The organism is Streptomyces sp. NPDC101178, assembly GCF_044767965.1.
Taxonomy (GTDB): domain Bacteria; phylum Actinomycetota; class Actinomycetes; order Streptomycetales; family Streptomycetaceae; genus Streptomyces.
This window is the reverse complement of sequence record NZ_JBIWOZ010000002.1, coordinates 456,866-482,175: the sequence shown is the minus strand read 5'-3', so window position 1 is coordinate 482,175 and position 25,310 is coordinate 456,866. Positions and strand designations below refer to the sequence as shown.

Genomic DNA, 25,310 nt, shown 5'->3' with positions numbered 1-25,310 from the left:
CCGGGCCACCGGCCCCACCCCCGCAGCCCCACACCGCAGACCCGCCCCCACCGCCGCAGATCCACCGCACCGCAATCCCCGCCGCCTTACAAGGAGTCGTCCAGCCGATGGCCGGTCCCGCGTTCCGAGCCGCCGCCGTCAGGGTGCGCGTCCCCGCAACCAGCGCCAATCTGGGTCCGGGTTTCGACGCCCTCGGTCTCTCGCTGGGGCTGTACGACGACGTCGTCGTCCGGGTCGCCGACTCCGGACTCCACATCGACATCGCGGGTGAGGGCGGCGAGACGCTGCCCCGGGACGAGAGCCACCTGCTCGTACGCGCCATGCGCACCGCCTTCGACCTGCTCGGCGGCCAGCCCCGCGGCCTGGAGATCGTCTGCGCCAACCGCATCCCGCACGGCCGCGGCCTCGGCTCCTCCTCCGCCGCCATCTGCGCCGGAATCGTCGCCGCCCGCGCCGTGACGACCGGCGGTGACGCCCGGCTCGACGACGAGGCCCTGCTGGAGCTGGCCACCGAGATCGAGGGCCACCCCGACAACGTCGCGGCCTGTCTGCTCGGCGGCTTCACGCTCGCGTGGATGGACGGCGGAGCGGCCCGGGCGATCCGGATGGACCCGGCGGAGTTCGTCGTTCCGGTGGTCTTCGTGCCCGGCCGGCCCGTGCTCACCGAGACGGCGCGCGGCCTGCTCCCGCGCTCCGTCCCGCACGTCGACGCGGCCCTCAACGCGGGCCGCGCGGCTCTGCTCGTCGAGGCGCTGACCAGGCGTCCCGAGTTCCTGCTCGCCGCCACCGAGGACCGGATCCATCAGGAGTACCGGGGCCCCGCGATGCCCGAGAGCGTCGAGCTGGTGCACCGGCTGCGCGCCGACGGCGTGCCCGCGGTCATCTCCGGCGCGGGCCCCACGGTGCTCGCGCTGGCGGAGGAGGGATCCGCCGACAAGGTCGCCCGACTGGCGGGCGAGGGCTGGGCCGCGAACCGGCTGGCGCTCGACTCCGCGGGCGCCACCGTGCTGCCACTGGCCGCGTAACCGCATGTGATTACCGGTGGCTGAGAGGGGGAATGTTTGTTGGAGCCGGTAGTGTTAACCTCAAGTCTGCAACCGACGTCTTTGAGGCGCGTTGCTTCGTGTCCCCCTCCGGGACCACCATTCTTCCGGGAGCCTCCCCAACTGCCTGAGCAGCCTGCCTGAGCAGTTTCGAGCACGCTCCGGAACCGGCACGACACCCCTCGCTCGTCCAGGAGTGGGCCGAGCAGGGGGATCTCGCGCCGGACCCCGCACGTTCATCTCTCCGCCGTACCCGGCGGACCACCGCCCCGGCAAGGTCCGCGATCCAGCAAGATCGACAGACCGCAGTCGGACAGCACAACCGGTCGCCGAGCCAGAAGGCCGACGTCCGCTCCAGGGAAGGACCCTTCGTGAGCGACACCACCGATCTGATGGGCGTGACTGCCGACAAGAACGTCGACAGCGCCGCGCCCGCCGAAGGTGCTGCCTCTGGCACCACCGCACGGCGCCGCCGCTCCGGCACCGGCCTCGACGGCATGGTCCTGGCCGAGCTGCAGCAGGTCGCGTCCGGCCTCGGCATCAGGGGTACCGCGCGGATGCGCAAGAGCCAGCTGATCGAGGTCATCAAGGAGACGCAGGCCGGCGGTGGATCCGCCGCCCCCAAGGCCTCCTCCAAGGCTGGTAGCGGGGGCGAAGCCCCCGCCGCCGAGGCGGAGAGCAAGCCCAAGCGGCGTGCCACCTCCAAGGCGCGCACCGGGGACGAGGCCGCCGCCGCCGAGAAGGCGGCCCAGCAGCAGATCGACATCCCCGGCCAGCCGGCCAGCGACGAGCAGCCCGCGGGCGAGCGCCGTCGCCGCCGCGCCACCGCGCAGGCGGGCAGTCCCGACACCAAGACCGAGGCGAAGACCGAGGTCAAGGCGGAGCCGCAGGCCGAGCAGAAGACCGAGGAGCGCGCCGAGCCCAAGGGCGACGCCAAGGCCGAGGCCGCCGCCGACACCGCCGAGGGCCGCCGTGGCGACCGCCAGGGCCGTGGTGACCGCGAGCGCGGTGACCGGGGTGAGCGCCGTGAGCGCCAGCGCGACCGCCGGGGCAAGGGTGACGACCAGGGCCAGCAGGGCGGCGGCGGGCAGCGTCCGCAGCGCCAGGGCCAGGGGCAGAGCCAGGGTCAGGGCGGCCAGCAGAACCGGGACAACGGTCCGCAGGACGACTTCGACGACGAGGCGGGCGGCCGCCGTGGCCGCCGTGGCCGCTACCGCGACCGCCGTGGCCGCCGTGGCCGCGACGACTTCGCCGGCGATGTGCAGGTGGCCGACGACGATGTCCTGATCCCGGTCGCGGGCATCCTGGACATCCTCGACAACTACGCGTTCATCCGGACCTCCGGCTACCTGCCGGGCCCGAACGACGTGTACGTCTCGCTCGCCCAGGTCCGTAAGAACGGCCTGCGCAAGGGTGACCACGTCACCGGTGCGGTGCGGCAGCCCAAGGACGGCGAGCGGCGCGAGAAGTTCAACGCGCTGGTCCGCCTCGACTCGGTCAACGGCATGGCGCCGGAGTCCGGCCGGGGCCGCCCCGAGTTCCAGAAGCTCACCCCGCTCTACCCACAGGACCGGCTCCGTCTGGAGACCGACTCCAACATCCTGACGACGCGGATCATCGACCTGGTGGCCCCGATCGGCAAGGGTCAGCGTGGCCTCATCGTGGCCCCGCCGAAGACCGGTAAGACCATGATCCTGCAGGCCATCGCCAACGCGATCACGGTCAACAGCCCCGAGTGCCACCTGATGGTCGTCCTGGTCGACGAGCGTCCGGAAGAGGTCACCGACATGCAGCGGTCGGTGAAGGGCGAGGTCATCTCCTCGACCTTCGACCGTCCCGCCGAGGACCACACCACCGTCGCCGAGCTGGCCATCGAGCGTGCCAAGCGCCTCGTGGAGCTGGGTCACGACGTGGTCGTCCTGCTCGACTCGATCACCCGGCTGGGCCGCGCGTACAACCTCGCGGCGCCCGCCTCCGGCCGCATCCTCTCCGGTGGTGTCGACTCGACCGCGCTCTACCCGCCGAAGCGCTTCTTCGGTGCCGCGCGGAACATCGAGGACGGCGGCTCGCTGACCATCCTGGCCACCGCGCTCGTCGAGACCGGCTCGCGCATGGACGAGGTGATCTTCGAGGAGTTCAAGGGCACCGGCAACATGGAGCTCAAGCTCGACCGGAAGCTCTCGGACAAGCGCATCTTCCCGGCGGTGGACGTGGACGCGTCCTCCACCCGTAAGGAAGAGATCCTGCTCGGCACCGACGAGCTGGCGGTCGTCTGGAAGCTGCGCAGGGTGCTGCACGCGCTCGACCAGCAGCAGGCGATCGAGCTCCTCCTGGACCGGATGAAGAAGACCCAGTCCAACGCGGAGTTCCTGCTCCAGATCCAGAAGACGACGCCGGGCAGCGGAAACGGCAACGACTGACGCAGCCAAGGCAGTTGACGCCAAGGGTCTTTCGTTCGGGTCAGGTCCGCGAGCCCGGCACGATCCAGACGCGAGGCCCCAGGGCCCCCGGCACCACGGTGCCGGGGGCCCTCCGCGTTCCCGGCCTCCGCCCCGAGACCTTGGCCACACACCGGGCAGTCGCACGGCGCCTCCGCCGGTACGTGTCAGGGCCACGAAACCGCAGGTGAACGCCGCAGGGCGAGCCGCCGGCCGGGCTCCACGCGCCCTTCGTCGCTCACGCGGGACGCACAGGGCCCTGTGCAACCCTTCTTGCTGCTTCGCCGTCTGATCAAGAGATGACAAACCCTCCCGGAACCGTCACGGCCCGGGGGCGAGGAGCAGGTGGAGCGCCGTAACGAGGGAGACGCGTGAGCGAGCAGAAGAAGACCCCGGGGCGGATACGCGGCACCGGCACCCGCCGGAAGAAGCCCTCCCGCAGGCACCGGACGAAGGCCGTCGCGGCCTGGACGGTGGCGGGCGTGGTGGTCGTCGGCGGCGCCGGGCTCGGATACGCGTACGTCACCCTCGACGGCAATCTCTCCAGCATCGACATCGACGCCAAGCTGGGCGACGACCGGCCCGACGACGTGGACGACGGCTCGCAGGACATCCTGGTGCTGGGCTCGGACTCGCGCTCCGGCGACAACGGCAAGTACGGCGCCGACGAGGGCGCCGCCCGCTCGGACACGGCGATGGTCCTGCACGTCGACAAGGGCCACAAGACGGCGAGTGTCGTCTCGATACCGCGCGACACCCTGATCGAACGCCCCTCCTGCGCGAGCGACACCACGGACGAGACGGTCCCCGCCGCCCACCGAGCCATGTTCAACACCGCGTACGAGGTCGGCGGACCGGCCTGCGCGGTGAAGACCGTCGAATCCATGTCGGGTATCCGCATGGACCACTACGTCGAGGTCGACTTCACCGGCTTCGAGAAGCTCATCGACGAGCTCGGCGGCGTCGAGATCACCACCAGGACCGCCATCAACGACTCCAAGAGCCACCTCGACCTGGAGCCCGGCACCCACACGCTGGACGGCGAGGAGTCCCTCGGCCTCGTCCGCACCCGCAAGAGCGTCGGCGACGGCAGCGACCTCGGCCGGATCCAGCTCCAGCAGGCGTTCATCAAGGCGCTGATGGAGCAGGCGAAGAGCGTCGGCGTGTTCTCCAGCCCGCAGAAGCTGTTCGGCCTCGCCGACGCCGCCACCAAGGCGCTCACCACCGACTCCGGCCTCGGCTCGGTCAAGAAGCTCACCGGCTTCGCGAACGGCCTCAAGGAGCTCGGCGCGGAGAACGTGCACATGGTGACCCTGCCGGTGGAGTACGACCCGGCCGACCCGAACCGGGTCCTCCCGCAGGAGGAGGCCGGCAAGCAGGTGTGGGCGGCGCTGCAGCAGGACCGCCCGATCCCGGCCTCCGCCACCGAGAAGTCCGCCGGGGACCAGGGCGACGCCGGACAGGTGGTGCGCTGAGGCCGGACGGACGGCGCGCTGAGGCCTGCGGGGAATACCTGCGGCCCGCCCCCGGTTTTGGGAGATACGGCCGGTCCTGGCAGACTGGTACGTCGGCCCCGGTTCACGGCCGCGCAATCCGCGCGGACGACCCGGCGCCCTCCCGAAACTAGGAGACACCTTGAAGCGCGACATCCACCCCGAGTACGTCGAGACGCAGGTCAGCTGCACCTGCGGTGCGTCGTTCACCACCCGGAGCACCATCGACAACGGCACCATCCGTGCCGACGTCTGCTCCGAGTGCCACCCGTTCTACACGGGCAAGCAGAAGATCCTCGACACCGGCGGCCGCGTGGCCCGCTTCGAGGCCCGCTTCGGCAAGGCTGCCGGCTCCGCCAGCAAGTAGCGAGCCACTGCGCCGGTTCCTGGCGCCCTCTTCCCGGGGGCGTCGGAACCGGCGTTTTTTCCGGTCGGGTGTCCGGGGGAGCGCTCCGCAACACAGGGTGAGCCCCTCCGTACACCCCACCGGGCAGTCACGCCCTCCAGCAGGCCCGCAGATTTCAGACCAACCAGGAGCCCCCGAATGTTCGAGGCGGTCGAGGAACTGATCGGCGAACACGCCGGTCTTGAGAAGAAGCTCGCCGACCCGGCGGTCCACGCCGACCAGGCCAACGCGCGCAAGCTGAACAAGCGGTACGCGGAGCTGACCCCGATCGTCTCCACGTACCGGGCCTGGAAGCAGACCGGCGAGGACATCGAGACCGCCCGCGAGTTCGCCGCGGACGACCCCGACTTCGCGGCCGAGGTCAAGGAGCTGGAGAAGCAGCGCGAAGAGCTCACCGAGAAGCTCCGCCTCCTCCTCGTCCCGCGCGACCCCAGCGACGACAAGGACGTGCTCCTGGAGATCAAGGCGGGCGCGGGCGGCGACGAGTCGGCCCTGTTCGCCGGCGACCTGCTGCGCATGTACCTGCGGTACGCCGAGCGCATCGGCTGGAAGACCGAGATCATCGACTCCACCGAGTCCGAGCTCGGCGGCTACAAGGACGTCCAGGTCGCCGTGAAGACCAAGGGCGGCAACGGCGCCACCGAGCCCGGTCAGGGCGTCTGGGCCCGGATGAAGTACGAGGGCGGCGTGCACCGCGTGCAGCGCGTGCCCTCCACCGAGTCCCAGGGCCGCATCCACACCTCCGCCGCGGGCGTGCTCGTCACCCCGGAGGCCGAGGAGGTCGACGTCGAGATCCACGCCAACGACCTGCGTATCGACGTCTACCGCTCCTCCGGCCCCGGCGGCCAGTCCGTCAACACGACCGACTCCGCCGTCCGCATCACGCACCTGCCGACCGGTGTCGTCGCCTCCTGCCAGAACGAGAAGAGCCAGCTCCAGAACAAGGAGCAGGCCATGCGCATCCTGCGCTCCCGGCTGCTCGCCGCCGCCCAGGAGGCCGCCGAGCAGGAGGCCTCCGACGTGCGCCGCAGCCAGGTCCGTACGGTCGACCGCTCCGAGAAGATCCGGACGTACAACTTCCCGGAAAACCGCATCTCGGACCACCGCGTCGGCTTCAAGGCGTACAACTTGGACCAGGTGCTCGACGGAGAGCTGGACGCCGTCATCCAGGCGTGCGTCGACGCCGACTCCGCCGCCAAGCTCGCCAACGCCTGAGCACCCCGCCCGCCCCGCACACCCGTGAACCGTACGGAGAACCGCGATGAACCTGCTGCTCGCCGAGGTGGCCCAGGCCACCCAGCGGCTGGCCGACGCCGGTGTCCCCTCACCGCGATTCGACGCCGAGGAACTCGCGGCCTTCGTCCACGGTGTGAAGCGGGGCGAGCTGCACGCAGTGCCCGACACCGACTTCGACGCCCGGTACTGGGAGACGATCGCCCGCCGTGAGGCCCGCGAACCGCTCCAGCACATCACCGGCCGCGCCTTCTTCCGCTATCTGGAGCTCCAGGTCGGACCTGGTGTCTTCGTACCCCGTCCGGAGACCGAGTCGGTCGTCGGCTGGGCCATAGACGCCGTCCGCGCGATGGACGTGGTCGAGCCCGTCGTCGTCGACCTGTGCACCGGCTCGGGCGCGATCGCGCTCGCCATGGCGCAGGAGGTCCCGCGCTCACGGGTGCACGCCGTGGAGCTCTCCGAGGACGCCCTCAGGTGGACCCGGAAGAACGCCGAGGGGTCCAGGGTCACCGTCCACAAGGGAGACGCTCTGAGCGCCCTTCCCGAGCTCGACGGCCAGGTCGACCTGGTGATCTCCAACCCGCCGTACATCCCGCTCACCGAATGGGAGTACGTCGCCCCCGAGGCCCGCGACCACGACCCGGAGATGGCCCTCTTCTCCGGCGAGGACGGCCTCGACACCATCCGCGGCATCGAGCGCACCGCCCACCGGCTGCTCCGCCCCGGCGGCCTCGTCGTCATCGAGCACGCCGACACCCAGGGCGGCCAGGTGCCGTGGATCTTCACCGAGGAGCGGGGCTGGGCCGACGCGGCCGACCACCCCGACCTCAACAAGCGGCCGCGCTTCGCCACCGCCCGCAAGGCCATGCCGTGACCGGCCCCCAGCAGCACATCCCGTACCCGTACACGCTTGAGGAGGCCGGCTGATGGCACGGCGATACGACTGCAACGACGCCACCGACCGGACCACGGGGCTCCGCGAGGCCGCCTCCGCGATCCGCCGCGGCGAACTGGTCGTGCTGCCCACCGACACGGTGTACGGGATCGGTGCGGACGCCTTCAGCGCCGAGGGCGTCGCCGACCTGCTGGACGCCAAGGGGCGCGGCCGCAACATGCCCACCCCCGTCCTCATCGGCTCCCCGAACACCCTGCACGGCCTGGTCACCGACTTCTCCGAGCAGGCCTGGGAGCTGGTCGACGCCTTCTGGCCGGGCGCGCTGACCCTGGTCGCCAAGCACCAGCCCTCGCTCCAGTGGGACCTCGGCGACACCCGGGGCACGGTCGCCATCCGGATGCCGCTGCACCCGGTCGCCATCGAGCTGCTGACCGAGGTCGGCCCGATGGCCGTCTCCAGCGCCAACCTCACCGGACACCCCTCGCCGGAGGACTGCGACGCGGCCCAGGGCATGCTCGGCGACTCCGTCTCCGTCTACCTGGACGGCGGTCCGACGCCCGGCATCGTGCCGTCCTCCATCGTCGACGTCACCGGCACGACCCCGGTCCTCCTGCGGGCCGGCGCGCTCTCCGTCGAGGAGCTGCGCAAGGTGGTCCCCGACCTCGAGGTGGCCAATTGACCGCCCCCGAGGGGCGTGGCATAGCGGGGCGGACCGACACCTTCCGCATCCTCCACGTCAGCACCGGCAACGTCTGCCGCTCGCCGATCACCGAGCGGCTGACCCGCCATGCCCTGGTGGGCCGCCTCGGCGACCCGCTCAGCGGCGGCCTGATCGTGGAGAGCGCGGGCACCTGGGGCCATGAGGGTGCCCCCATGGAGGCCAATGCCGAGGTGGTCCTCGCGGACTTCGGCGCGGACGCCACCGGCTTCGTCGGCCGAGAGCTGCTCGACGAGCATGTGATCCGCGCCGACCTGGTCCTCACCGCCACCCGCGACCACCGCGCCCAGGTCATCTCCATGGGCCACTCCGCGGGCCTGCGGACCTTCACGCTCAAGGAGTTCACCCGGCTGGTCCGGGCGATAGACCCGGCCACCCTGCCCGACCCGCTCGACGAGGGCGTCGTCGAGCGCGCCCGCGCCCTGGTCCGCGCCGCCGCAGCACTGCGCGGCTGGCTGCTGGCCCCGACCGCAGAGGCGGACGAGGTCTACGACCCGTACGGCGCCCCCATCACCTTCTTCCGCTCCATCGGCGACGAGATCAACCAGGCCCTCGACCCGGTGGTCACGGCGCTCACGGGCGTACGCGCCCCGCTCTGACGGACGTACGCGCGCCGGCCGCCCTACGCACTCCTCCTCATGCGCCGGTGCGCCGACCGGCGTACGGGACCTCGCGACAGCGGGCACACCGCCCCGCCCCGGCCTACATTGGAGCTGACACCGGCCCCTCGCCGGCACACCCTCCTCCAGGCCCGGAGCCGTCCCATGCCGGTCACCTCTCCCGCCGCCCCCGCACCCGTCCCGGGGCCGACCGCGCCCGACGACCTGCCCCAGGACTTCGGCGCGCTGCTCCGCCAGGACCCGGAGGTCGCCGGGGTCCTGCTCGCCGAGCGGGACCGGCAGGCCGGCGGCCTCCAGCTGATCGCCGCCGAGAACTTCACCTCGCCCGCCGTCCTGGCCGCCCTCGGCTCGCCGCTCGCCAACAAGTACGCCGAGGGATACCCGGGCGCCCGCCACCACGGCGGCTGCGAGCACGCGGACGCCGCCGAACGCATCGCCGTACGCCGGGCCACCGCGCTCTTCGGCGCAGAACACGCCAACGTCCAGCCGCACTCCGGCTCCTCCGCCGTCCTCGCCGCCTACGCCGCCCTGCTGCGCCCGGGCGACACGGTGCTCGCGATGGGACTCCCGTACGGCGGACACCTCACCCACGGGGCGCCCGGCAACTTCTCCGGCCGTTGGTTCGACTTCGTCGGCTACGGCGTGGACCCTTCGAGCGGCCTCATCGACTACACACGGCTCCGCGCCCTGGCCCGAGCCCGCCGGCCCAAGGCGATCGTCTGCGGCTCGATCTCCTATCCGCGCCACCCGGACTACGAGCTGTTCCGGGAGATCGCCGACGAGGTCGGCGCGTACCTGATCGTCGACGCCGCCCACCCGATGGGGCTGATCGCCGGGGGAGCGGCGCCGAGCCCGGTGCCGTACGCCGACGTCGTCTGCGCCACCACGCACAAGGTGCTGCGCGGACCGCGCGGCGGCATGATCCTGTGCGGCGCGGAGCTGGCCGAGCGGATCGACCGGGCGGTGTTCCCGTTCACGCAGGGCGGTGCGCAGATGCACACGGTGGCGGCGAAGGCGGTCGCGTTCGGGGAGGCGGAGACACCGGCGTACACGCTGTACGCCCACCAGGTGGTCGCGCACGCCCGGGTGCTGGCCGCAGGTCTCGAGGCCGAGGGCTTCGAGGTCACCACCGGTGGCACGGACACCCACATCATCGTCGTGGACCCGGCCCCGCTCGGCGTCGACGGCCGCACCGCCCGCGAGCGGCTGTCGGCGGCCGGCATGGTCCTGGACACCTGCGCGCTGCCGTACGGGGAGGCGCGGGGCATCCGGCTGGGGACCGCGGCCGTCACGACGCAGGGGATGGACGAGGGGGACATGGCGAGGATCGCGGCGCTGTTCGGAGCGGCGGTGCGGGAGCCGGGCGATGTGGGCCCGGTCGCGGCGGAGGTCCGGGAGCTGGCGGAGCGGAATGCTCCCTATCCGGGGTAGGCGAGGCGCATGGAACCATCACCCGTACCGTTGAGTCCTTGTATCAGAGACTAGGGTGTGGGGCTGAGATGGCCGGCGAAACCTGTGGGGCAGCCCGTGCGTGATTACCTGCTGACGCTCTGTGTCACGGCAGCGGTGACCTATCTGCTGACCGGACCGGTGCGGAAGTTCGCCATCGCGATCGGGGCGATGCCCGCGATCCGTGCGCGCGACGTCCACCGGGAGCCGACACCCCGGCTCGGTGGCATCGCCATGTTCGGCGGGCTGTGTGCGGGGCTGATCGTCGCCGACCACCTCCACAACCTCAAGAGCGTCTTCGAACTCTCCAACGAACCAAGGGCGTTGCTCTCCGGCGCCGCCCTGATCTGGCTGATCGGCGTCCTCGACGACAAGTTCGAGTTGGACGCCCTGATCAAGCTGGGCGCCCAGATGATCGCCGCCGCCGTCATGGTCATCCAGGGGCTCACGATCCTGTGGCTGCCGATCCCCGGTGTCGGCACGGTCGCTCTCACCCAGTGGCAGGGCACGCTCCTCACCGTCGCGCTGGTCGTCATCACGATCAACGCGGTCAACTTCGTCGACGGCCTGGACGGGCTCGCGGCGGGCATGGTGTGCATCGCCTCGGCGGCGTTCTTCCTGTACGCCTACCGGCTCTGGATCGGGTACGGGATCGAGGCGGCGGCCCCCGCGACGCTCTTCGCGGCGATCCTGATGGGCATGTGCCTGGGCTTCCTGCCGCACAACATGCACCCGGCGCGGATCTTCATGGGCGACTCGGGATCGATGCTGATCGGCCTGGTGCTCGCGGCGGGCGCGATCTCGATCACGGGCCAGGTCGACCCGGACAGCATGCGGATCTTCTTCGAGGGCAGTGAGCGCGGGGCGACCCACGCGATGTTCCCGGTCTTCATCCCGCTGCTGCTGCCGCTGACGATCATCGCGATCCCGGCCGCCGACCTGATCCTCGCCATCGTCCGCCGCACCTGGAACGGCCAGTCGCCGTTCGCCGCCGACCGCGGCCATCTGCACCACCGCCTGCTGGAGATCGGCCACTCGCACAGCCGGGCGGTGCTGATCATGTACTTCTGGTCGGCCCTGATCGCCTTCGGCACCGTCGGCTACTCGGTCCACTCGGCGTCGTCGTGGATCGTGTTCGCCATCATGGCGGCGAGCGCGGCCGGCCTGGTCCTGCTCCTGATGCCGCGCTTCACCCCCCGTACCCCGCAGTGGGCCAACCGCTTGGTCCCGCCGCGCTACCGCCGCCCCGCCCCGGAGCCGGCTTCCTCCTCCGCGTACGACGAGAAGTCCGCCCCCGCGACCTCCGGGCCCCAACAGGCCCTGGAAGGCGCTCAGATGGGCGAGGAGGGCTCCGAACGGGCCCCGGTGGCGGTCGGGGTGTCCGGCGTCAACGGAGCGACCGCGATCGGCGCTCGTTCGCGTTTCCCTGAACGCCGGTCCATCGACTCTTCGCGCTGACGATTCGGATTCCGCGGCGCCTTACCAGACATTGCGCCGTCTTGTCGTGCACACACGCGCGGATTAACTCTCATGTGTGACAGTTGGCACACTTTCCAGGTAAAGACCTCATCAAATAGTTTGTGATACCGTTCACGAGACCCGGCGACGGAGCCGAAGGACCCTAGTGAGACGGTCCTCGGACCGGGAAATCCGCCTCGCGGACCGGGCCTACGCTCGTCCATGACGACGCCCCATTCCTCCCCAAGACCAGTGGAGCTGCCGCCATGCAGTCCGACATGCGCGAAGTACTGCGCATCGCCACCCCCACCGCCGCGGTGGGAGCCATCGCCACGCTCGTCGGCGGGCTCGTCGCCGGTGGCGAGGGAGCGATCGGCGCTGCGGTCGGCTGCGTGGTCGTGATCGTCTTCATGGCATTCGGAATGATCGCGCTCCAGTGGGCCGCCAAGACCATGCCTCACCTCCTTCAGGGCATGGGGCTGATGATTTACTCGGCCCAGCTCGTGCTCCTGCTCGTCTTCATCCTGAGCATCAGGAACACCACTCTGTTCGACCTCAAGGTCTTCGCGCTCTCCCTGGTCGTGTCAGTGATCACGTGGATCACCGTGCAGACCGTGCGGCATGCCAAGTCGAAGACCCTGTACGTCGATCCCGAGGCGGAGAGCCGGAACCGTTCGAGTGGGGCTGGGGGAGAGCGTGACGAGTAGGGCCGGGATAAAGCCATGTTCGACGTGCTGCTATCGTCCGGTCTCGGTTGCGGTAGTGCGAGCGCGGGCAACAGGGCGGTCGCTTGATTCATCGCGAGGCTTCGGGCCCGGCCGCCGCCTCCTCCTCACCGTAAGAACCAGTCCGGTGCCGACCTGCGGCCACCCGCCGCTCCGACACAACGAGGTAGCCGCATCCATGCGCCATGCAGAAGGAGCTCTTGGTGACTGACGCCCAGACGCTCGCCTTCGAGACGAACTGCCACCTGTTCAAGGACTGCGGGTTCCAAGCCCCCAGCGTGTGGTCGTTCCTCTTCGAGCCGCTCTTCACCATTGGGCCTGTCGAGTTCAACAAGCCCATGCTGCTCGCGATCATCGGCACCTTCCTGATCCTGGCCTTCTTCTGGGCCGGCTTCTCGAAGCCGAAGGTCGTCCCCGGCAAGCTGCAGATGGTCGCTGAGGCGCTGTACGACTTCGTCCACCGCGGGATCTCCAAGGAGATCATCGGCAAGAAGGGCGAGCCTTTCGTCCCGCTGCTGGTCTCGCTGTTCTTCTTCGTCTGGATCCTGAACCTCTGGGCCATCATCCCGATCGCCCAGTTCCCGGTCAGCTCCGTCATCGCCTATCCCATCGGCCTTGCGCTGGTGGTCTGGGTGACATACATGACGGTGACGTTCCGGTCGAACGGATTCGTCGGAGGCATCCGCAACCTCTGCGTCCCGAGCGGGCTGCCGAAGCCGATCTACATCATGCTGACGCCGCTGGAGTTCATCTCCAACGTCATCGTGCGGCCCTTCACGCTGGCGGTACGACTCTTCGCGAACATGTTCGCGGGCCACATCCTGATCCTGATCTTCACGATCGCCACCTGGTACATGCTCGGCACCGTCCTGGGCACGGTCTACGCCTCCGCGTCGTTCGTCATGACGCTGGTCCTCACCGTGTTCGAGATGTTCATCCAGGCCCTTCAGGCCTACGTGTTCACCGTGCTGACCGCCACGTACCTCTCCCAGGCGCTCGAAGAAGCCCACTGAGGACCCGATAGCCCCCCGGCTTCACCCCTCAGCTCCCCAGACGCCCGGTGCGAAGACCATTTCCACCGGTCCCACCAAGAGAAGGAACCACAGACATGTCTGCTGCTTTCGAGACCCTCGCGGCCGTAGAGGGCAACGTCGGCACCATCGGTTACGGCCTCGCCGCGATCGGCCCCGGTATCGGCATCGGCATCATCTTCGGTAACGGTGTGCAGGCCATTGCCCGCCAGCCCGAGGCTGCCGGCCTCATCCGCCAGAACATGCTGCTCGGCTTCGCCGTCGTCGAGGCCCTGGCCCTGATCGGCTTCGTCGTTCCGTTCATCCTCTGACGTACGGCACTAGCTCGATTTCGACGGAAAGGTCCACCATGATGTACCTGGCAGCCGAGGAAGCGCAGAGCCCTCTGCTCCCGGTGTGGCCCGAGATCGTCATCGGCTTGATCTGCTTCGGCATCGTCTTCTTCGTCTTCTCGAAGAAGCTCCTCCCGGTGATCAACAAGACCCTGGAAGAGCGTCGCGAGGCGATCGAGGGTGGCATCGAGAAGGCCGAAGCGGCTCAGACCGAGGCGCAGAGCGTTCTTGAGCAGTACAAGGCTCAGCTCGCCGAGGCCCGCCACGAGGCCGCTCGTCTGCGCCAGGAGGCGCAGGAGCAGGGTGCCGTCATCATCCAGGAGATGAAGGCGGAAGGTCAGCGGCAGCGCGAAGAGATCATCGCCGCCGGCCACGCCCAGATCGAGGCCGACCGCAAGGCCGCTGCTTCCGCGCTGCGTCAGGACGTGGGCAAGCTCGCCACCGACCTGGCCGGCAAGCTCGTCGGCGAGTCCCTCCAGGACCACGCCCGGCAGAGCGGCACCGTCGACCGTTTCCTCGACGAGCTCGAGGCGAAGGCCGAGGCTGCCCGATGAACGGTGCGAGCCGCGAGGCACTGGCCGCCGCACGCGAGCGGCTCGACGCGCTGACCGACAACACGTCGGTCGACGCGGCGGCCCTCGCCGACGACCTGGCCTCGGTCACCGCGCTGCTCGACCGCGAAGTTTCCCTGCGCCGGGTCCTCACGGACCCGGCCCAGAGCGGCGAGAGCAAGGCCGAGCTGGCCGCGCGCCTGCTCAGCGGTCAGGTCAGCGGCGAAGCCGTCGACCTGGTCTCCGGGCTGGTCCGCTCCCGCTGGTCGCAGTCGCGTGACCTGGTGGACTCGGTCGAGGAGCTGGCGAACACCGCGGACCTCACCGCCGCCCAGCGCGGCGGCGTCCTCGACGACGTCGAGGACGAGCTGTTCCGGTTCGGCCGGATCGTCGGCTCCGACACGGAGCTGCGTTCCGCACTCACCAGCCGTACGGCCACCGCCTCCGCCAAGGGCGAGCTGCTCCGCAGCCTGCTCGGCGGCAAGGCACAGCCGGTCACCGAGCGGATCATCGTCCGCCTGGTGACGCAGCCGCGGGGACGTAGCCTGGAGGCAGGGATCGAATCCCTGTCCAAGCTCGCCGCGGAGCGCCGCGACCGCGCGGTCGCCGTCGTCACCTCGGCGGTGCCGCTCAGCGACCGGCAGAAGCAGCGCCTCGGCGCCGCTCTGGCCAAGCTGTACGGCCGCGAGATGCACCTGAACCTGGACGTGGACCCCGCGGTCCTCGGCGGGATCTCGGTGCGCGTCGGTGACGAGATCATCAACGGCACCGTCGCGGACCGCCTCGACGAGGCGACCCGGCGCATGGCCGGCTGACACAGCTCAGCGCAGAAGGACAAGCAAGACCAGCGGCCCGGTTGGGCCGTGCAGAAATTGCAGAAGATTCCTGGGGGTCGGCCCCCAGACCCCCTTAAGAAACTTCGGGCCCAACAAGGAGAGCAGGGAACCCAGATGGCGGAGCTCACGATCCGGCCGGAGGAGATCCGGGACGCACTGGAGAACTTTGTCCAGTCGTACCAGCCGGACGCGGCCTCGCGCGAGGAGGTCGGTACGGTCAGCGTTGCCGGCGACGGCATCGCGAAGGTGGAGGGCCTGCCCTCCGCCATGGCGAACGAGCTGCTGAAGTTCGAGGACGGCACCCTCGGTCTCGCCCTCAACCTCGAGGAGCGCGAGATCGGTGCGATCGTCCTCGGCGAGTTCAGCGGAATCGAGGAGGGCCAGCCGGTGCAGCGCACCGGTGAGGTGCTCTCCGTCGGCGTCGGCGAGGGTTACCTCGGCCGCGTCGTCGACCCGCTCGGCAACCCGATCGACGGCCTCGGCGAGATCGAGACCGACAGCCGCCGCGCCCTCGAGCTGCAGGCCCCTGGCGTCATGGTCCGCAAGTCGGTGCACGAGCCGATGCAGACCGGCTACAAGGCCGTCGACGCCATGGTGCCGATCGGCCGCGGCCAGCGTCAGCTGATCATCGGCGACCGTCAGACGGGTAAGACCGCTCTGGCCGTCGACACGATCATCAACCAGCGCGACAACTGGCGCTCGGGCGACGTGAACAAGCAGGTGCGCTGCATCTACGTCGCCATCGGTCAGAAGGGCTCCACCATCGCCTCCGTGCGTGGTGCGCTCGAAGAGGCCGGCGCGCTGGAGTACACGACCATCGTCGCCGCCCCGGCGTCCGACCCGGCCGGCTTCAAGTACCTGGCGCCGTACACCGGTTCGGCCATCGGCCAGCACTGGATGTACCAGGGCAAGCACGTCCTGATCATCTTCGACGACCTCTCGAAGCAGGCCGACGCCTACCGCGCCGTGTCCCTGCTGCTGCGCCGCCCGCCCGGCCGTGAGGCCTACCCGGGTGACGTCTTCTACCTGCACTCGCGTCTGCTGGAGCGCTGCGCCAAGCTCTCCGACGAGATGGGTGCCGGTTCGATGACGGGCCTCCCGATCGTCGAGACCAAGGCGAACGACGTGTCGGCGTTCATCCCGACCAACGTCATCTCCATCACCGACGGCCAGTGCTTCCTGGAGTCCGACCTGTTCAACGCGGGTCAGCGTCCGGCGCTCAACGTCGGTATCTCGGTCTCCCGAGTCGGTGGCTCCGCCCAGCACAAGGCCATGAAGCAGGTCTCCGGCCGGCTTCGCGTGGACCTCGCCCAGTACCGCGAGCTGGAGGCGTTCGCCGCCTTCGGTTCCGACCTGGACGCGGCCTCGAAGGCCTCGCTGGAGCGCGGTAAGCGCATGGTCGAGCTGCTGAAGCAGCCGCAGTACGCCCCGTTCCCGATGGAGGAGCAGGTCGTCTCCGTCTGGGCCGGCACCACCGGCAAGATGGACGACGTCCCGGTCGAGGACATCCGCCGCTTCGAGGCCGAGCTGCTGGAGTACCTGCGCCGCGAGCGCAAGGACCTCCTCACCAGCATCGCCGAGGGCGGCAAGATGTCCGACGACACGCTGCAGTCGGTCGCCGACGCGATCGCCGCCTTCAAGCAGCAGTTCGAGACCTCGGACGGCAAGCTCCTGGGCGAGGGCTGATCGATGGGCGCTCAGCTTCGCGTTTACAAGCGCCGCATCCAAGCCGTCACCGCGACCAAGAAGATCACCAAGGCGATGGAGATGATCGCCGCCTCGCGCATCGTCAAGGCGCAGCGCAAGGTGGCGGCGTCGATGCCGTACGCGACCGAGCTCACCCGTGCGGTGACCGCGGTGGCGACCGGCTCCAACGCCAAGCACCCGCTCACCACCGAAGCCGAAGCGCCGACCCGCGCCGCGGTCCTGCTCGTCACGAGCGACCGCGGTCTGGCCGGCGGCTACTCCTCCAACGCCATCAAGGCGGCGGAGCGGCTGCGGGAGCGCCTTGCCGGCGAGGGCAAGGAGGTCGACACGTACATCGTCGGCCGCAAGGGTGTCGCGTACTACGGCTTCCGCGAGCGCAAGGTCGAGGAATCCTGGACCGGCTTCACCGACAACCCGGCGTACTCCGATGCCAAGCGCATCGCCGCCCCGTTGATCGAGGCCATCCAGCAGGAGACGGCCGAGGGCGGCGTCGACGAGCTGCACATCGTCTTCACGGAATTCGTGTCGATGATGACGCAGAACGCGGTCGACGACCGGATGCTGCCGCTTTCGCTCGACGAGGTGGCGCAGGAGAGCACCCGCAAGGGCGAGATCCTTCCGCTGTTCGAGTTCGAGCCGTCGGCCGAGGACGTCCTGGACGCCCTTCTGCCGCGCTACGTCGAGAGCCGTATCTACAACGCCCTGCTGCAGGCGGCCGCTTCCGAGCACGCCGCCCGCCGCCGCGCGATGAAGTCGGCCACCGACAACGCCGGGGACCTCATCAAGAGCCTTTCCCGGCTTGCCAACGCGGCCCGCCAGGCCGAAATCACCCAGGAAATCAGCGAGATCGTCGGCGGTGCCAGTGCTCTGGCCGACGCGACCGCGGGGAGTGACAAGTAATGACGACCACAGTTGAGACGGCCGCTGCCACGGGCCGCGTCGCCCGGGTCATCGGCCCGGTCGTCGACGTGGAGTTCCCCGTCGACGCGATGCCGGACATCTACAACGCCCTTCACGTCGAGGTGGACGACCCGGCCGAGGCCGGCGCCCGCAAGACGCTGACCCTCGAGGTCGCCCAGCACCTGGGCGACGGCGTGGTCCGCGCGATCTCGATGCAGCCCACCGACGGCCTGGTCCGCCAGGCCCCGGTGACCGACACGGGCACGGGCATCACCGTCCCCGTCGGTGACATCACCAAGGGCAAGGTGTTCAACACCCTCGGTCAGATCCTGAACGAGCCGGAGGCCGAGGCGCAGATCACCGAGCGCTGGCCGATCCACCGCAAGGCCCCGGCCTTCGACCAGCTCGAGTCCAAGACCGAGATGTTCGAGACCGGCCTGAAGGTCGTCGACCTTCTCACCCCGTACGTCAAGGGTGGAAAGATCGGTCTGTTCGGTGGTGCGGGCGTCGGCAAGACGGTCCTCATCCAGGAAATGATCATGCGTGTGGCGAAGCTGCACGACGGTGTGTCGGTGTTCGCCGGTGTCGGTGAGCGCACCCGTGAGGGCAACGACCTCATCGACGAGATGACCGAGTCGGGCGTTCTGGAGAAGACCGCGCTCGTCTTCGGCCAGATGGACGAGCCGCCGGGGACGCGTCTGCGCGTGGCCCTGTCCGCCCTGACCATGGCGGAGTACTTCCGCGATGTGCAGAAGCAGGACGTGCTGCTCTTCATCGACAACATCTTCCGCTTCACGCAGGCCGGTTCCGAGGTCTCCACACTGCTCGGCCGCATGCCGTCCGCGGTGGGTTACCAGCCGACCCTGGCCGACGAGATGGGTGTGCTCCAGGAGCGCATCACCTCGACGCGTGGTCACTCGATCACCTCGATGCAGGCGATCTACGTCCCCGCGGACGACCTGACCGACCCGGCCCCGGCCACCACGTTCGCCCACCTCGACGCGACGACGGTTCTCTCCCGTCCGATCTCGGAGAAGGGCATCTACCCGGCCGTGGACCCGCTGGACTCCACGTCCCGCATCCTGGACCCGCGCTACATCTCGCAGGACCACTACGCCGCGGCCAGCCGCGTCAAGGGGATCCTGCAGAAGTACAAGGACCTCCAGGACATCATCGCGATCCTCGGTATCGACGAGCTGGGCGAGGAGGACAAGCTCGTCGTCCACCGTGCCCGTCGCGTCGAGCGCTTCCTGTCGCAGAACACCCACGCCGCCAAGCAGTTCACCGGCCTGGACGGTTCGGACGTCCCGCTCGACGAGTCGATCGCCGCGTTCAACGCGATCTGCGACGGGGACTACGACCACTTCCCCGAGCAGGCGTTCTTCATGTGCGGTGGCCTGGACGACCTCAAGGCGAAGGCCAAGGAGCTCGGCGTCTCCTGAGCCGTCGGCTCACCGAGGGGGGTGGGGCCGGTCCCGCCCCCCTCACCACGCCCCGTAGAATTGAACCGACACCCGGCCGGGCGGCCGGGTGGTGACCCGAGGAGTCTCCTTGGCTGCTGAGCTGCATGTGGAGCTGGTCGCCGCGGACCGCAGTGTCTGGTCCGGCGAGGCCACCCTGGTCGTCGCGCGTACCACGTCCGGCGACATCGGCATCATGCCCGGTCACCAGCCGCTTCTCGGTGTGCTGGAATCGGGCCCGGTGACGATCCGCACGAGCGAGGGCGGTACCGTCATCGCCGCTGTGCACGGTGGTTTCATCTCGTTCGCGGACAACAAGCTGTCGCTGCTGGCCGAGATCGTCGAGCTGGCGGACGAGATCGATGTCCAGCGCGCCGAGCGTGCGCTGGAGCGTGCGAAGTCGGACGCGGACGCCGCCGCCGAGCGGCGCGCCGAGATCCGTCTCCGCGCGGTGGCGGTGCACTAGCGCCCCAGGACAGATGTTTTTACTCAGCCGCGGCCCGAGCTGGAGAAATCCAGCCGTGTCGCGGCTGAGGCGATGCAGGTGCAGTTCAGTTCGAATCGGTTCGTTATCCGTTACGCGTTACCCGTTACTCGACGATGCGAGGAGGTCGGTGGAGATGGTCCTCGCGTTGTGGGTGGGCGTATCCGTCATCGTGCTGGTCCTGGTGGGACTGTTCGTCTTCGGTCTGCGCCGGCGGCTGATCCAGCGATCCGGAGGCACCTTCGACTGCTCCCTCCGCTGGGACGTCTCCGAGGAGCCCGACCCCTCCGGCAAAGGCTGGATCTACGGTGTCGCCCGCTACAGCGGCGACCGCGTCGACTGGTTCCGTGTCTTCTCCTACGCTCCTCGCCCCCGCCGGGGCCTGGAGCGTTCTGCGATCGAGGTGATCGCCCGCCGGCTGCCGGAGGGCGAGGAGGAGCTGGCGCTCCTCTCCGACTCCGTCGTGCTCGGCTGTCTCCACCGGGGGACCCGCCTGGAGCTGGCGATGAGCGAGGACGCCCTCACCGGCTTCCTCGCCTGGCTGGAGGCGGCACCGCCCGGCCAGCGGGTCAATGTCGCTTAGGGAGCAGCCCCGCTGGAAGGGGGTCCCCCCGGACGAAGTCTGGGGGAGGGTCAACGTGGCCTAGGGGATGTCTGGCCGGTCATGCCGGGCTCGTGGCGTCCGGCCTGATCCGAACGGAAGGGCCTGGGCGCCACGTACGTACACAGCGAAAAGCCGGGGAGACGGGGGGCGGACCCGTCTCCCCGGCGCTTTTCGGGGGGTGGCTCTGGTGCGGTTACGGCGTGGTGGCTACTTGAGACCGTTGCTCATGGCGCTCACCAGTTCACCGTTGGTGGTGTCACCGGAGAACTCCCAGGAGAACGCGCCTCCCAGGCCCTGGCTCTTCGCCCAGGCCATCTTGGAGCCGACGGTGGCCGGGGTGTCGTAGCTCCACCAGTTGGTGCCGCAGTGCGCGTAGGCCGTGCCGGCGATGGTGCCGGTGGCCGGGCAGGTGCTCTTGAGGACCTTGTAGTCCTCGATGCCCGCCTCGTACGTGCCCGGGGCCGCGCCGGTCGCCGTGCCGCCCGGGGCGGCCTGGGTGACGCCGGTCCAGCCGCGGCCGTAGAAGCCGATGCCGAGGAGCAGCTTCTTGGCCGGAACGCCCTTAGCCTTCAGCTTGGCGATCGCGTCGGCGGAGGTGAAGCCCTGCTGGGGGATGCCGGTGTACGAGGTCAGCGGCGAGTGCGGGGCCGTCGGGCCCTTGTTCGCCCAGGCGCCGAAGAAGTCGTACGTCATCACGTTGTACCAGTCGAAGGACTGCGCGGCGCCCGCGTAGTCGGCGGCGTCGATCTTGCCGCCGCTGGAGCCGTCCGCGGTGATGGCGGCGGTGACCAGGTTGTTCGGGCCGAACTTGGCGCGCATGGCGTCGGCCATGGTCTTGATCGCGGCCGGGCCGCTGGTGTCACAGGTCAGACCGCAGGCGTTGGGGTACTCCCAGTCCAGGTCGATGCCGTCGAAGACATCGGCCCAGCGGGGGTCCTCGACCAGGTCGTAGCAGGACTGGGCGAAGGCGGCGGGGTTCTGGACGGCCTGGCCGAAGCCGCCGGACCAGGTCCAGCCGCCGAACGACCAGAGGACCTTGATGTGCGGGTACTGGGCCTTCAGCTTGCGGAGCTGGTTGAAGTTGCCGCGCAGCGGCTGGTCCCAGGTGTCGGCCTTGCCGTCGACGGACTGGTCGGCGGTGTACGCCTTGTCGTAGTCGGCGTAGGAGTCGCCGATGGTGCACTTGCCGCCCTGCACGTTGCCGAAGGCGTAGTTGATGTGCGTGATCTTCGCGGCCGTGCCGGACGTCACCAGGTTCTTGACGTGGTAGTTGCGCCCGTAGACGCCCCAGTTGGTGAAGTAGCCCAGGTTGATCTTGTCACCGGGCGGGGGCTCCTCGCCGCCGCCACCGCCGGTGGTGCGCACCGAGACGGAGGCGGAGATCGGACCGAGCTGGTCGATGGTGTCGCGGGCCTGGACGGCGTACGTGTAGTCGGTGCCGGCGGTCAGCCCGGTGTTGGTGTACGTGGTGCCGGTGACCGTGGCGATCTTGGCGCCGTTGCGCAGGACGTCGTAGTTCTTGACGCCCTTGTCGTCGGTGGCCGCGCTCCAGCTGAGCTTCACCGAGGTGTTGGTGACGTCGCTGGTGGTGGGCGTGCCGGGAGGGGAGGGCGGGTTGTCGCCGGGGACGGTGGAGCCGTCACAGGAGGCGCCGTTCAGCTTGCAGCCGGAGGGGGCGCCGGGGCCGGAGCCGTTGAAGCCGAAGCTGAGGCTGGCGCCGGGGGCGATGCTCCCGTTCCAGCCGAGGTTCTTGGCGGTCCAGCGGTTGCCGGAGTTGGTGACGGTGGCGTCCCAGGCGGAGTTGACCCGGGTCCCGGTGGGGTAGTCCCACTCGATGGTCCAGGAGGAGAGCGCCGTGGTGCCGGTGTTCTTCACCGTCCACTGGCCCTCGAAGCCGCTGCCCCAGTCCGACTTCTTGGTGTACGTGGCGGTGGCCGAGGTGGCCGCTGCGGCCGGAGTGGCGAGACCCACCATCGCGGCGAACGGCACGGCCAGCGCGGTGAGACCCGCGATGACCTTGGACCTTCCGCTCCGCAGGGGAATCCATCTGAACCGGGAACGGCGTGGGGGAGTATCAGTGCTCAACGGTGCTCCTCGGGTGAGGTCCAGCAAACGGGGATGATTCGTGGACTGCAAACCCTGCGCCGCCCTGAGTACGGGTGCTCTCGTACTCACCGCAGTGTGTGATGGGTGACATTAGGAAGGTCTGGACCAATCGTCAAGAGGTCTGGACCAAAGATCGAAGGCCGGAACCGGCCCGAAATCGGACCGGAATCCGGTCTTTCGAGACCCCGGCCCGCGCCCCGGTCCGTGCCTGGAACCCGGCAGGCGAGGGCCCCGGCCCGCGTCTCGGCCCCCGCCGCCGTCAGACCCCCAACTCCTGCGCCAGGACGGCCGCCTGGACCCGGCTCCGCAACCCCAGCTTGGCCAGCAACCGGCTGACGTGCGTCTTCACCGTCGCCTCCGCCATCGCCAGCCGCAGCGCGATCTCCGCGTTCGACAGCCCCTCACCGAGACACCCGAGCACCTCCCGCTCGCGCCGCGTCAGCGCCTCCAGCACCGCCGGATCGGCCGAACTCCCGGGCCGTACGGGCGTGGTGCCGGCGAACTCCGCGATCAGCCGCCGCGTCACGGCAGGCGCGATCAGACCCTCGCCCCGCGCCACCGTCCGTACCGCCTCCAGCAGATCGCGGGCGTCGGTGTTCTTCAGCAGAAAGCCCGACGCTCCCGCCCGCAGCGCCCCGAAGACGTACTCGTCCAGGTCGAACGTGGTCAGCACCAGAACGTCCGCCAGCTCCTCCGCCACCACCTGCCGGGTCGCCGACACGCCGTCCAGCCGCGGCATCTGCACATCCATCAGGACGAGATCCGGCCGGAGTTCCCGCGCGAGGCGCACCGCCTCCTCACCGTCGCCCGCCTCGCCGACGACCTCGATGTCCGGCGCGCTGGAGAGGATCAGCACCAGCCCCGCCCGCACCGCCGCCTGGTCCTCCGCGACCAGCACCCGGACCGTCATTCCCGCATCTCCCTCTCCCGTACCGGCAGTTCGGCTCGCACCCGCCACAACTCCGCGCCCACGCCACCCGCTTCGAACGTCCCGCCCAGCAGCGCCACCCGCTCCGCCATCCCCACCAGGCCGGCCCCCGAACCCGGCGCCGTCGGCCCCGGACGGCTGCCGAACACGCTGGTCACCTCGACCGTCAGCACCTCGTCGGCCAGGCCGAGCCGCACGGTGACCGGGCCCGGCGCCGCGTGTTTGAGCGCGTTGGTGAGGGACTCCTGCACGATCCGGTACGCGGCCAGCTCGACCGGCGTCGGCAGCGCACCGGAGTCCGCCGCCCGGGCGTCCTGAAGCGTGCAGACGAGCCCGGCCGACGCCCCGTTGACGTTCGCCTGCTCGATGAGCGCGTCCAGCGACGCCAGCGTCGGCGCCGCCGCCGGAGCACCCTCCTCGCCGCCCTGGCGCAACAGCCCGATCAGCCGCCGCATCTCCGCCAGCCCCTCCACGCTGTTCTCCCGGATCACCTTCAGCGCGTTCCGTGAGGTGTCCGGGTCGTCGATGGAGAGGGCCGCCGTGGAGTGGATCGCCACGGCCGACAGGCGGCCCGCCACCAGGTCGTGCAGCTCGCGCGCCATCCGGGCCCGCTCGGCGACCACCGCCTGGACCCGGTCCATCTCGGCCAGTCGCGCGGTCTGGACGGCGGCCAGCCGGGCGGTCTCGGCGGCGATGCGATGGCTGCGCACGCTGACCCCGGTGATCGCGGGGATGAAGGAGACCAGCCCGACGACCACACCGATCAGCAGCGCCTCCGGCCTGCGGAACCAGGCCAGGAACCCGATCGTGGACGCCACGGTGACCAGGAGCGTGGCCACCGGGATCCGGCGGGCGGCGGCCGGAGTCCCGTACAGCACGGCCGCGTACATGATGTCCGTGAACATCAGGATGGTGGCCAGGCTGCCCCGGGTGAACTGGTCCGCGACCAGCGCGAGCGTGGCGACGGCCAGCGCGGTGCGCGGCGCGCTGCGCCGCAGCAGCTCCACCGAGGCCATCGCGGTCAGCGGTACGAGGGTGATCCAGGGCGCGGAGAAGGGGCGGCCGCCCTGGGTGTGCAGGCCGAGCCCCCACAGCAGCAGTCCGCCGAGCAGCCCGGAGACGGCGAGGGCGACGTCGTCGCGGTGGGGGCGGAAGGCTGGGAACACGCCTCCATCCAACACGCACCGACGCCGCCGGGCCTCCCTTCACGGGCCGATGCGCCACTACATCGAAGGATGCAGTCCCGTTTCCTCACCGCCGACGACGCCTGCGGCCCCGGCGGGCGGGAGGCTGGAGGAAACGGGAGGAGAGGTGCTGTGATCGCCCTGCTGGTCGTGGCCTGCGAGGTCGCGTTCTGGGTTCTGCTGGCCGCCGGACTCGCGCTGCGGTACGTCGCGCGGAAGCCGAGGCTCGGCGCCGCCGTACTGCTCTGCGAACCGCTGCTGGAGGTCGTGCTGCTGGTGGTGACCGTCCTCGACCTCAGGAACGGCGCAGAGCCGGACTGGAAGCACGGACTGGCCGCCGTCTACATCGGCTTCACCGTGGGCCTCGGCCACCACACCATCAAGAAGGTGGACGCCTGGGTCGCACACCGCTGGTTCGGCGGCCCGCCGCCGGTGAAGCCGCCGAAGTACGGCAAGGCCCGCGCCCTCCACGAGTGGCGCACCGCCGCCCGCTGGATCCTCGCCGCGGCGGTCGCGCTCGGCCTGCTCCAGGCAGCGGTCTGGTACGTCGGCCCCGACGGCGCCGTCAGCTCGCTCCAGAGCTGGCAGCAGAAGATGCTCCTGGTGATCGGCATCAACGTGATCATCGCCGGCGGCTACACGCTCTTCCCGAAGCAGGCCCCGAAGAACCCGGACGCGCTGGAACGCGAGCCGGCCGACCGGCTTTAGA

Annotated in this window: 24 protein-coding genes; 21 read left to right on the top strand and 3 right to left on the bottom strand. The window is 69.9% G+C overall.

Going from position 1 to position 25,310, the window contains the following annotated elements:
• Window positions 1-107: 107 nt before the first annotated feature.
• The 20 genes from thrB to ACIRR8_RS06150 all read left to right on the top strand — a co-directional run bounded on the left by thrB (window position 108) and on the right by ACIRR8_RS06150 (window position 20,362).
• Window positions 108-1,025 (top strand): homoserine kinase, encoded by a 918-nt coding sequence (gene thrB, locus ACIRR8_RS06245; RefSeq protein ID WP_404059620.1) that lies wholly within the window; start codon window positions 108-110, stop codon window positions 1,023-1,025.
• 389 nt (window positions 1,026-1,414) lie between these two features.
• A complete protein-coding gene (rho, locus tag ACIRR8_RS06240) occupies window positions 1,415-3,463 on the top strand; it encodes a transcription termination factor Rho (protein WP_404059618.1) in 2,049 nt (682 codons plus the stop codon).
• Window positions 3,464-3,852: 389 nt separating this feature from the next.
• Window positions 3,853-4,956 (top strand): LCP family protein, encoded by a 1,104-nt coding sequence (locus ACIRR8_RS06235; protein WP_404059615.1) that lies wholly within the window; start codon window positions 3,853-3,855, stop codon window positions 4,954-4,956.
• 160 nt (window positions 4,957-5,116) lie between these two features.
• Window positions 5,117-5,341, top strand: coding sequence for a 50S ribosomal protein L31 (rpmE, locus tag ACIRR8_RS06230; protein WP_003966263.1), 225 nt, complete (start codon window positions 5,117-5,119; stop codon window positions 5,339-5,341).
• 177 nt (window positions 5,342-5,518) lie between these two features.
• The gene (gene prfA / locus ACIRR8_RS06225; protein WP_404059612.1) at window positions 5,519-6,595 is read left to right on the top strand and encodes a peptide chain release factor 1; all 1,077 of its coding nucleotides are present in this window, start codon (window positions 5,519-5,521) and stop codon (window positions 6,593-6,595) included.
• 46 nt (window positions 6,596-6,641) lie between these two features.
• Entirely contained in the window at window positions 6,642-7,487 is an 846-nt protein-coding gene (gene prmC / locus ACIRR8_RS06220; protein WP_404059609.1) for a peptide chain release factor N(5)-glutamine methyltransferase, read from the top strand.
• Window positions 7,488-7,539: 52 nt separating this feature from the next.
• On the top strand, window positions 7,540-8,187 hold the full coding sequence (locus ACIRR8_RS06215; protein WP_404059607.1) for an L-threonylcarbamoyladenylate synthase: 648 nt from the start codon (window positions 7,540-7,542) through the stop codon (window positions 8,185-8,187).
• Window positions 8,184-8,825 carry a protein-tyrosine-phosphatase gene (locus ACIRR8_RS06210; protein ID WP_404059605.1) on the top strand — a complete coding sequence of 214 codons (642 nt, stop codon included), beginning with the start codon at window positions 8,184-8,186 and terminating at the stop codon, window positions 8,823-8,825. The genes ACIRR8_RS06215 and ACIRR8_RS06210 overlap by 4 nt, the downstream gene beginning before the upstream one ends.
• A gap of 165 nt (window positions 8,826-8,990) precedes the next feature.
• Window positions 8,991-10,277 (top strand): serine hydroxymethyltransferase, encoded by a 1,287-nt coding sequence (gene glyA, locus ACIRR8_RS06205; RefSeq protein WP_404059602.1) that lies wholly within the window; start codon window positions 8,991-8,993, stop codon window positions 10,275-10,277.
• A gap of 84 nt (window positions 10,278-10,361) precedes the next feature.
• Complete coding sequence (locus ACIRR8_RS06200; protein ID WP_404059600.1) at window positions 10,362-11,753, top strand: MraY family glycosyltransferase; 1,392 nt, start codon at window positions 10,362-10,364, stop codon at window positions 11,751-11,753.
• A 266-nt stretch (window positions 11,754-12,019) separates the two neighbouring features.
• Window positions 12,020-12,460, top strand: coding sequence for a hypothetical protein (locus tag ACIRR8_RS06195; RefSeq protein ID WP_404059598.1), 441 nt, complete (start codon window positions 12,020-12,022; stop codon window positions 12,458-12,460).
• A 203-nt stretch (window positions 12,461-12,663) separates the two neighbouring features.
• Window positions 12,664-13,491 (top strand): F0F1 ATP synthase subunit A, encoded by an 828-nt coding sequence (gene atpB, locus ACIRR8_RS06190; RefSeq protein WP_404059596.1) that lies wholly within the window; start codon window positions 12,664-12,666, stop codon window positions 13,489-13,491.
• A gap of 95 nt (window positions 13,492-13,586) precedes the next feature.
• Window positions 13,587-13,820 (top strand): ATP synthase F0 subunit C, encoded by a 234-nt coding sequence (gene atpE / locus ACIRR8_RS06185; protein ID WP_030626263.1) that lies wholly within the window; start codon window positions 13,587-13,589, stop codon window positions 13,818-13,820.
• A 38-nt stretch (window positions 13,821-13,858) separates the two neighbouring features.
• Window positions 13,859-14,395, top strand: coding sequence for a F0F1 ATP synthase subunit B (locus ACIRR8_RS06180; protein WP_404059593.1), 537 nt, complete (start codon window positions 13,859-13,861; stop codon window positions 14,393-14,395).
• Window positions 14,392-15,207, top strand: coding sequence for a F0F1 ATP synthase subunit delta (locus ACIRR8_RS06175; protein WP_404059591.1), 816 nt, complete (start codon window positions 14,392-14,394; stop codon window positions 15,205-15,207). Before ACIRR8_RS06180 ends, ACIRR8_RS06175 begins: the two co-directional genes overlap by 4 nt.
• A 135-nt stretch (window positions 15,208-15,342) precedes the next feature.
• Window positions 15,343-16,914 (top strand): F0F1 ATP synthase subunit alpha, encoded by a 1,572-nt coding sequence (gene atpA, locus ACIRR8_RS06170; protein ID WP_404059588.1) that lies wholly within the window; start codon window positions 15,343-15,345, stop codon window positions 16,912-16,914.
• Between the two features lie 3 nt (window positions 16,915-16,917).
• Window positions 16,918-17,835: a F0F1 ATP synthase subunit gamma gene (locus ACIRR8_RS06165; RefSeq protein WP_404059585.1), complete on the top strand. Its 918-nt coding sequence runs from the start codon at window positions 16,918-16,920 to the stop codon at window positions 17,833-17,835.
• Window positions 17,835-19,277 carry a F0F1 ATP synthase subunit beta gene (atpD, locus tag ACIRR8_RS06160; RefSeq protein ID WP_388048964.1) on the top strand — a complete coding sequence of 481 codons (1,443 nt, stop codon included), beginning with the start codon at window positions 17,835-17,837 and terminating at the stop codon, window positions 19,275-19,277. The genes ACIRR8_RS06165 and atpD overlap by 1 nt, the downstream gene beginning before the upstream one ends.
• A gap of 109 nt (window positions 19,278-19,386) precedes the next feature.
• The gene (locus ACIRR8_RS06155) at window positions 19,387-19,761 is read left to right on the top strand and encodes a F0F1 ATP synthase subunit epsilon (RefSeq protein WP_015611381.1); all 375 of its coding nucleotides are present in this window, start codon (window positions 19,387-19,389) and stop codon (window positions 19,759-19,761) included.
• A gap of 154 nt (window positions 19,762-19,915) precedes the next feature.
• Window positions 19,916-20,362, top strand: a complete 447-nt coding sequence (locus ACIRR8_RS06150) for a DUF2550 domain-containing protein (RefSeq protein WP_404060693.1) — start codon at window positions 19,916-19,918, stop codon at window positions 20,360-20,362.
• Window positions 20,363-20,590: 228 nt separating this feature from the next.
• Here the strand turns inward: ACIRR8_RS06150 and ACIRR8_RS06145 are convergent, their stop codons facing one another.
• The 3 genes from ACIRR8_RS06145 to ACIRR8_RS06135 form a co-directional block, all read right to left on the bottom strand.
• Window positions 20,591-22,468, bottom strand: coding sequence for a glycosyl hydrolase family 18 protein (locus ACIRR8_RS06145; RefSeq protein WP_404059583.1), 1,878 nt, complete (start codon window positions 22,466-22,468; stop codon window positions 20,591-20,593).
• A gap of 280 nt (window positions 22,469-22,748) precedes the next feature.
• Complete coding sequence (locus tag ACIRR8_RS06140) at window positions 22,749-23,399, bottom strand: response regulator (protein WP_404059580.1); 651 nt, start codon at window positions 23,397-23,399, stop codon at window positions 22,749-22,751.
• On the bottom strand, window positions 23,396-24,583 hold the full coding sequence (locus tag ACIRR8_RS06135) for a sensor histidine kinase (RefSeq protein WP_404059578.1): 1,188 nt from the start codon (window positions 24,581-24,583) through the stop codon (window positions 23,396-23,398). The genes ACIRR8_RS06140 and ACIRR8_RS06135 overlap by 4 nt, the downstream gene beginning before the upstream one ends.
• 150 nt (window positions 24,584-24,733) lie before the next feature.
• Between ACIRR8_RS06135 and ACIRR8_RS06130 the strand changes: the two genes are divergently transcribed.
• Window positions 24,734-25,309 (top strand): hypothetical protein, encoded by a 576-nt coding sequence (locus ACIRR8_RS06130; protein WP_404059575.1) that lies wholly within the window; start codon window positions 24,734-24,736, stop codon window positions 25,307-25,309.
• The last annotated feature ends 1 nt before the right edge of the window (window position 25,310 follow it).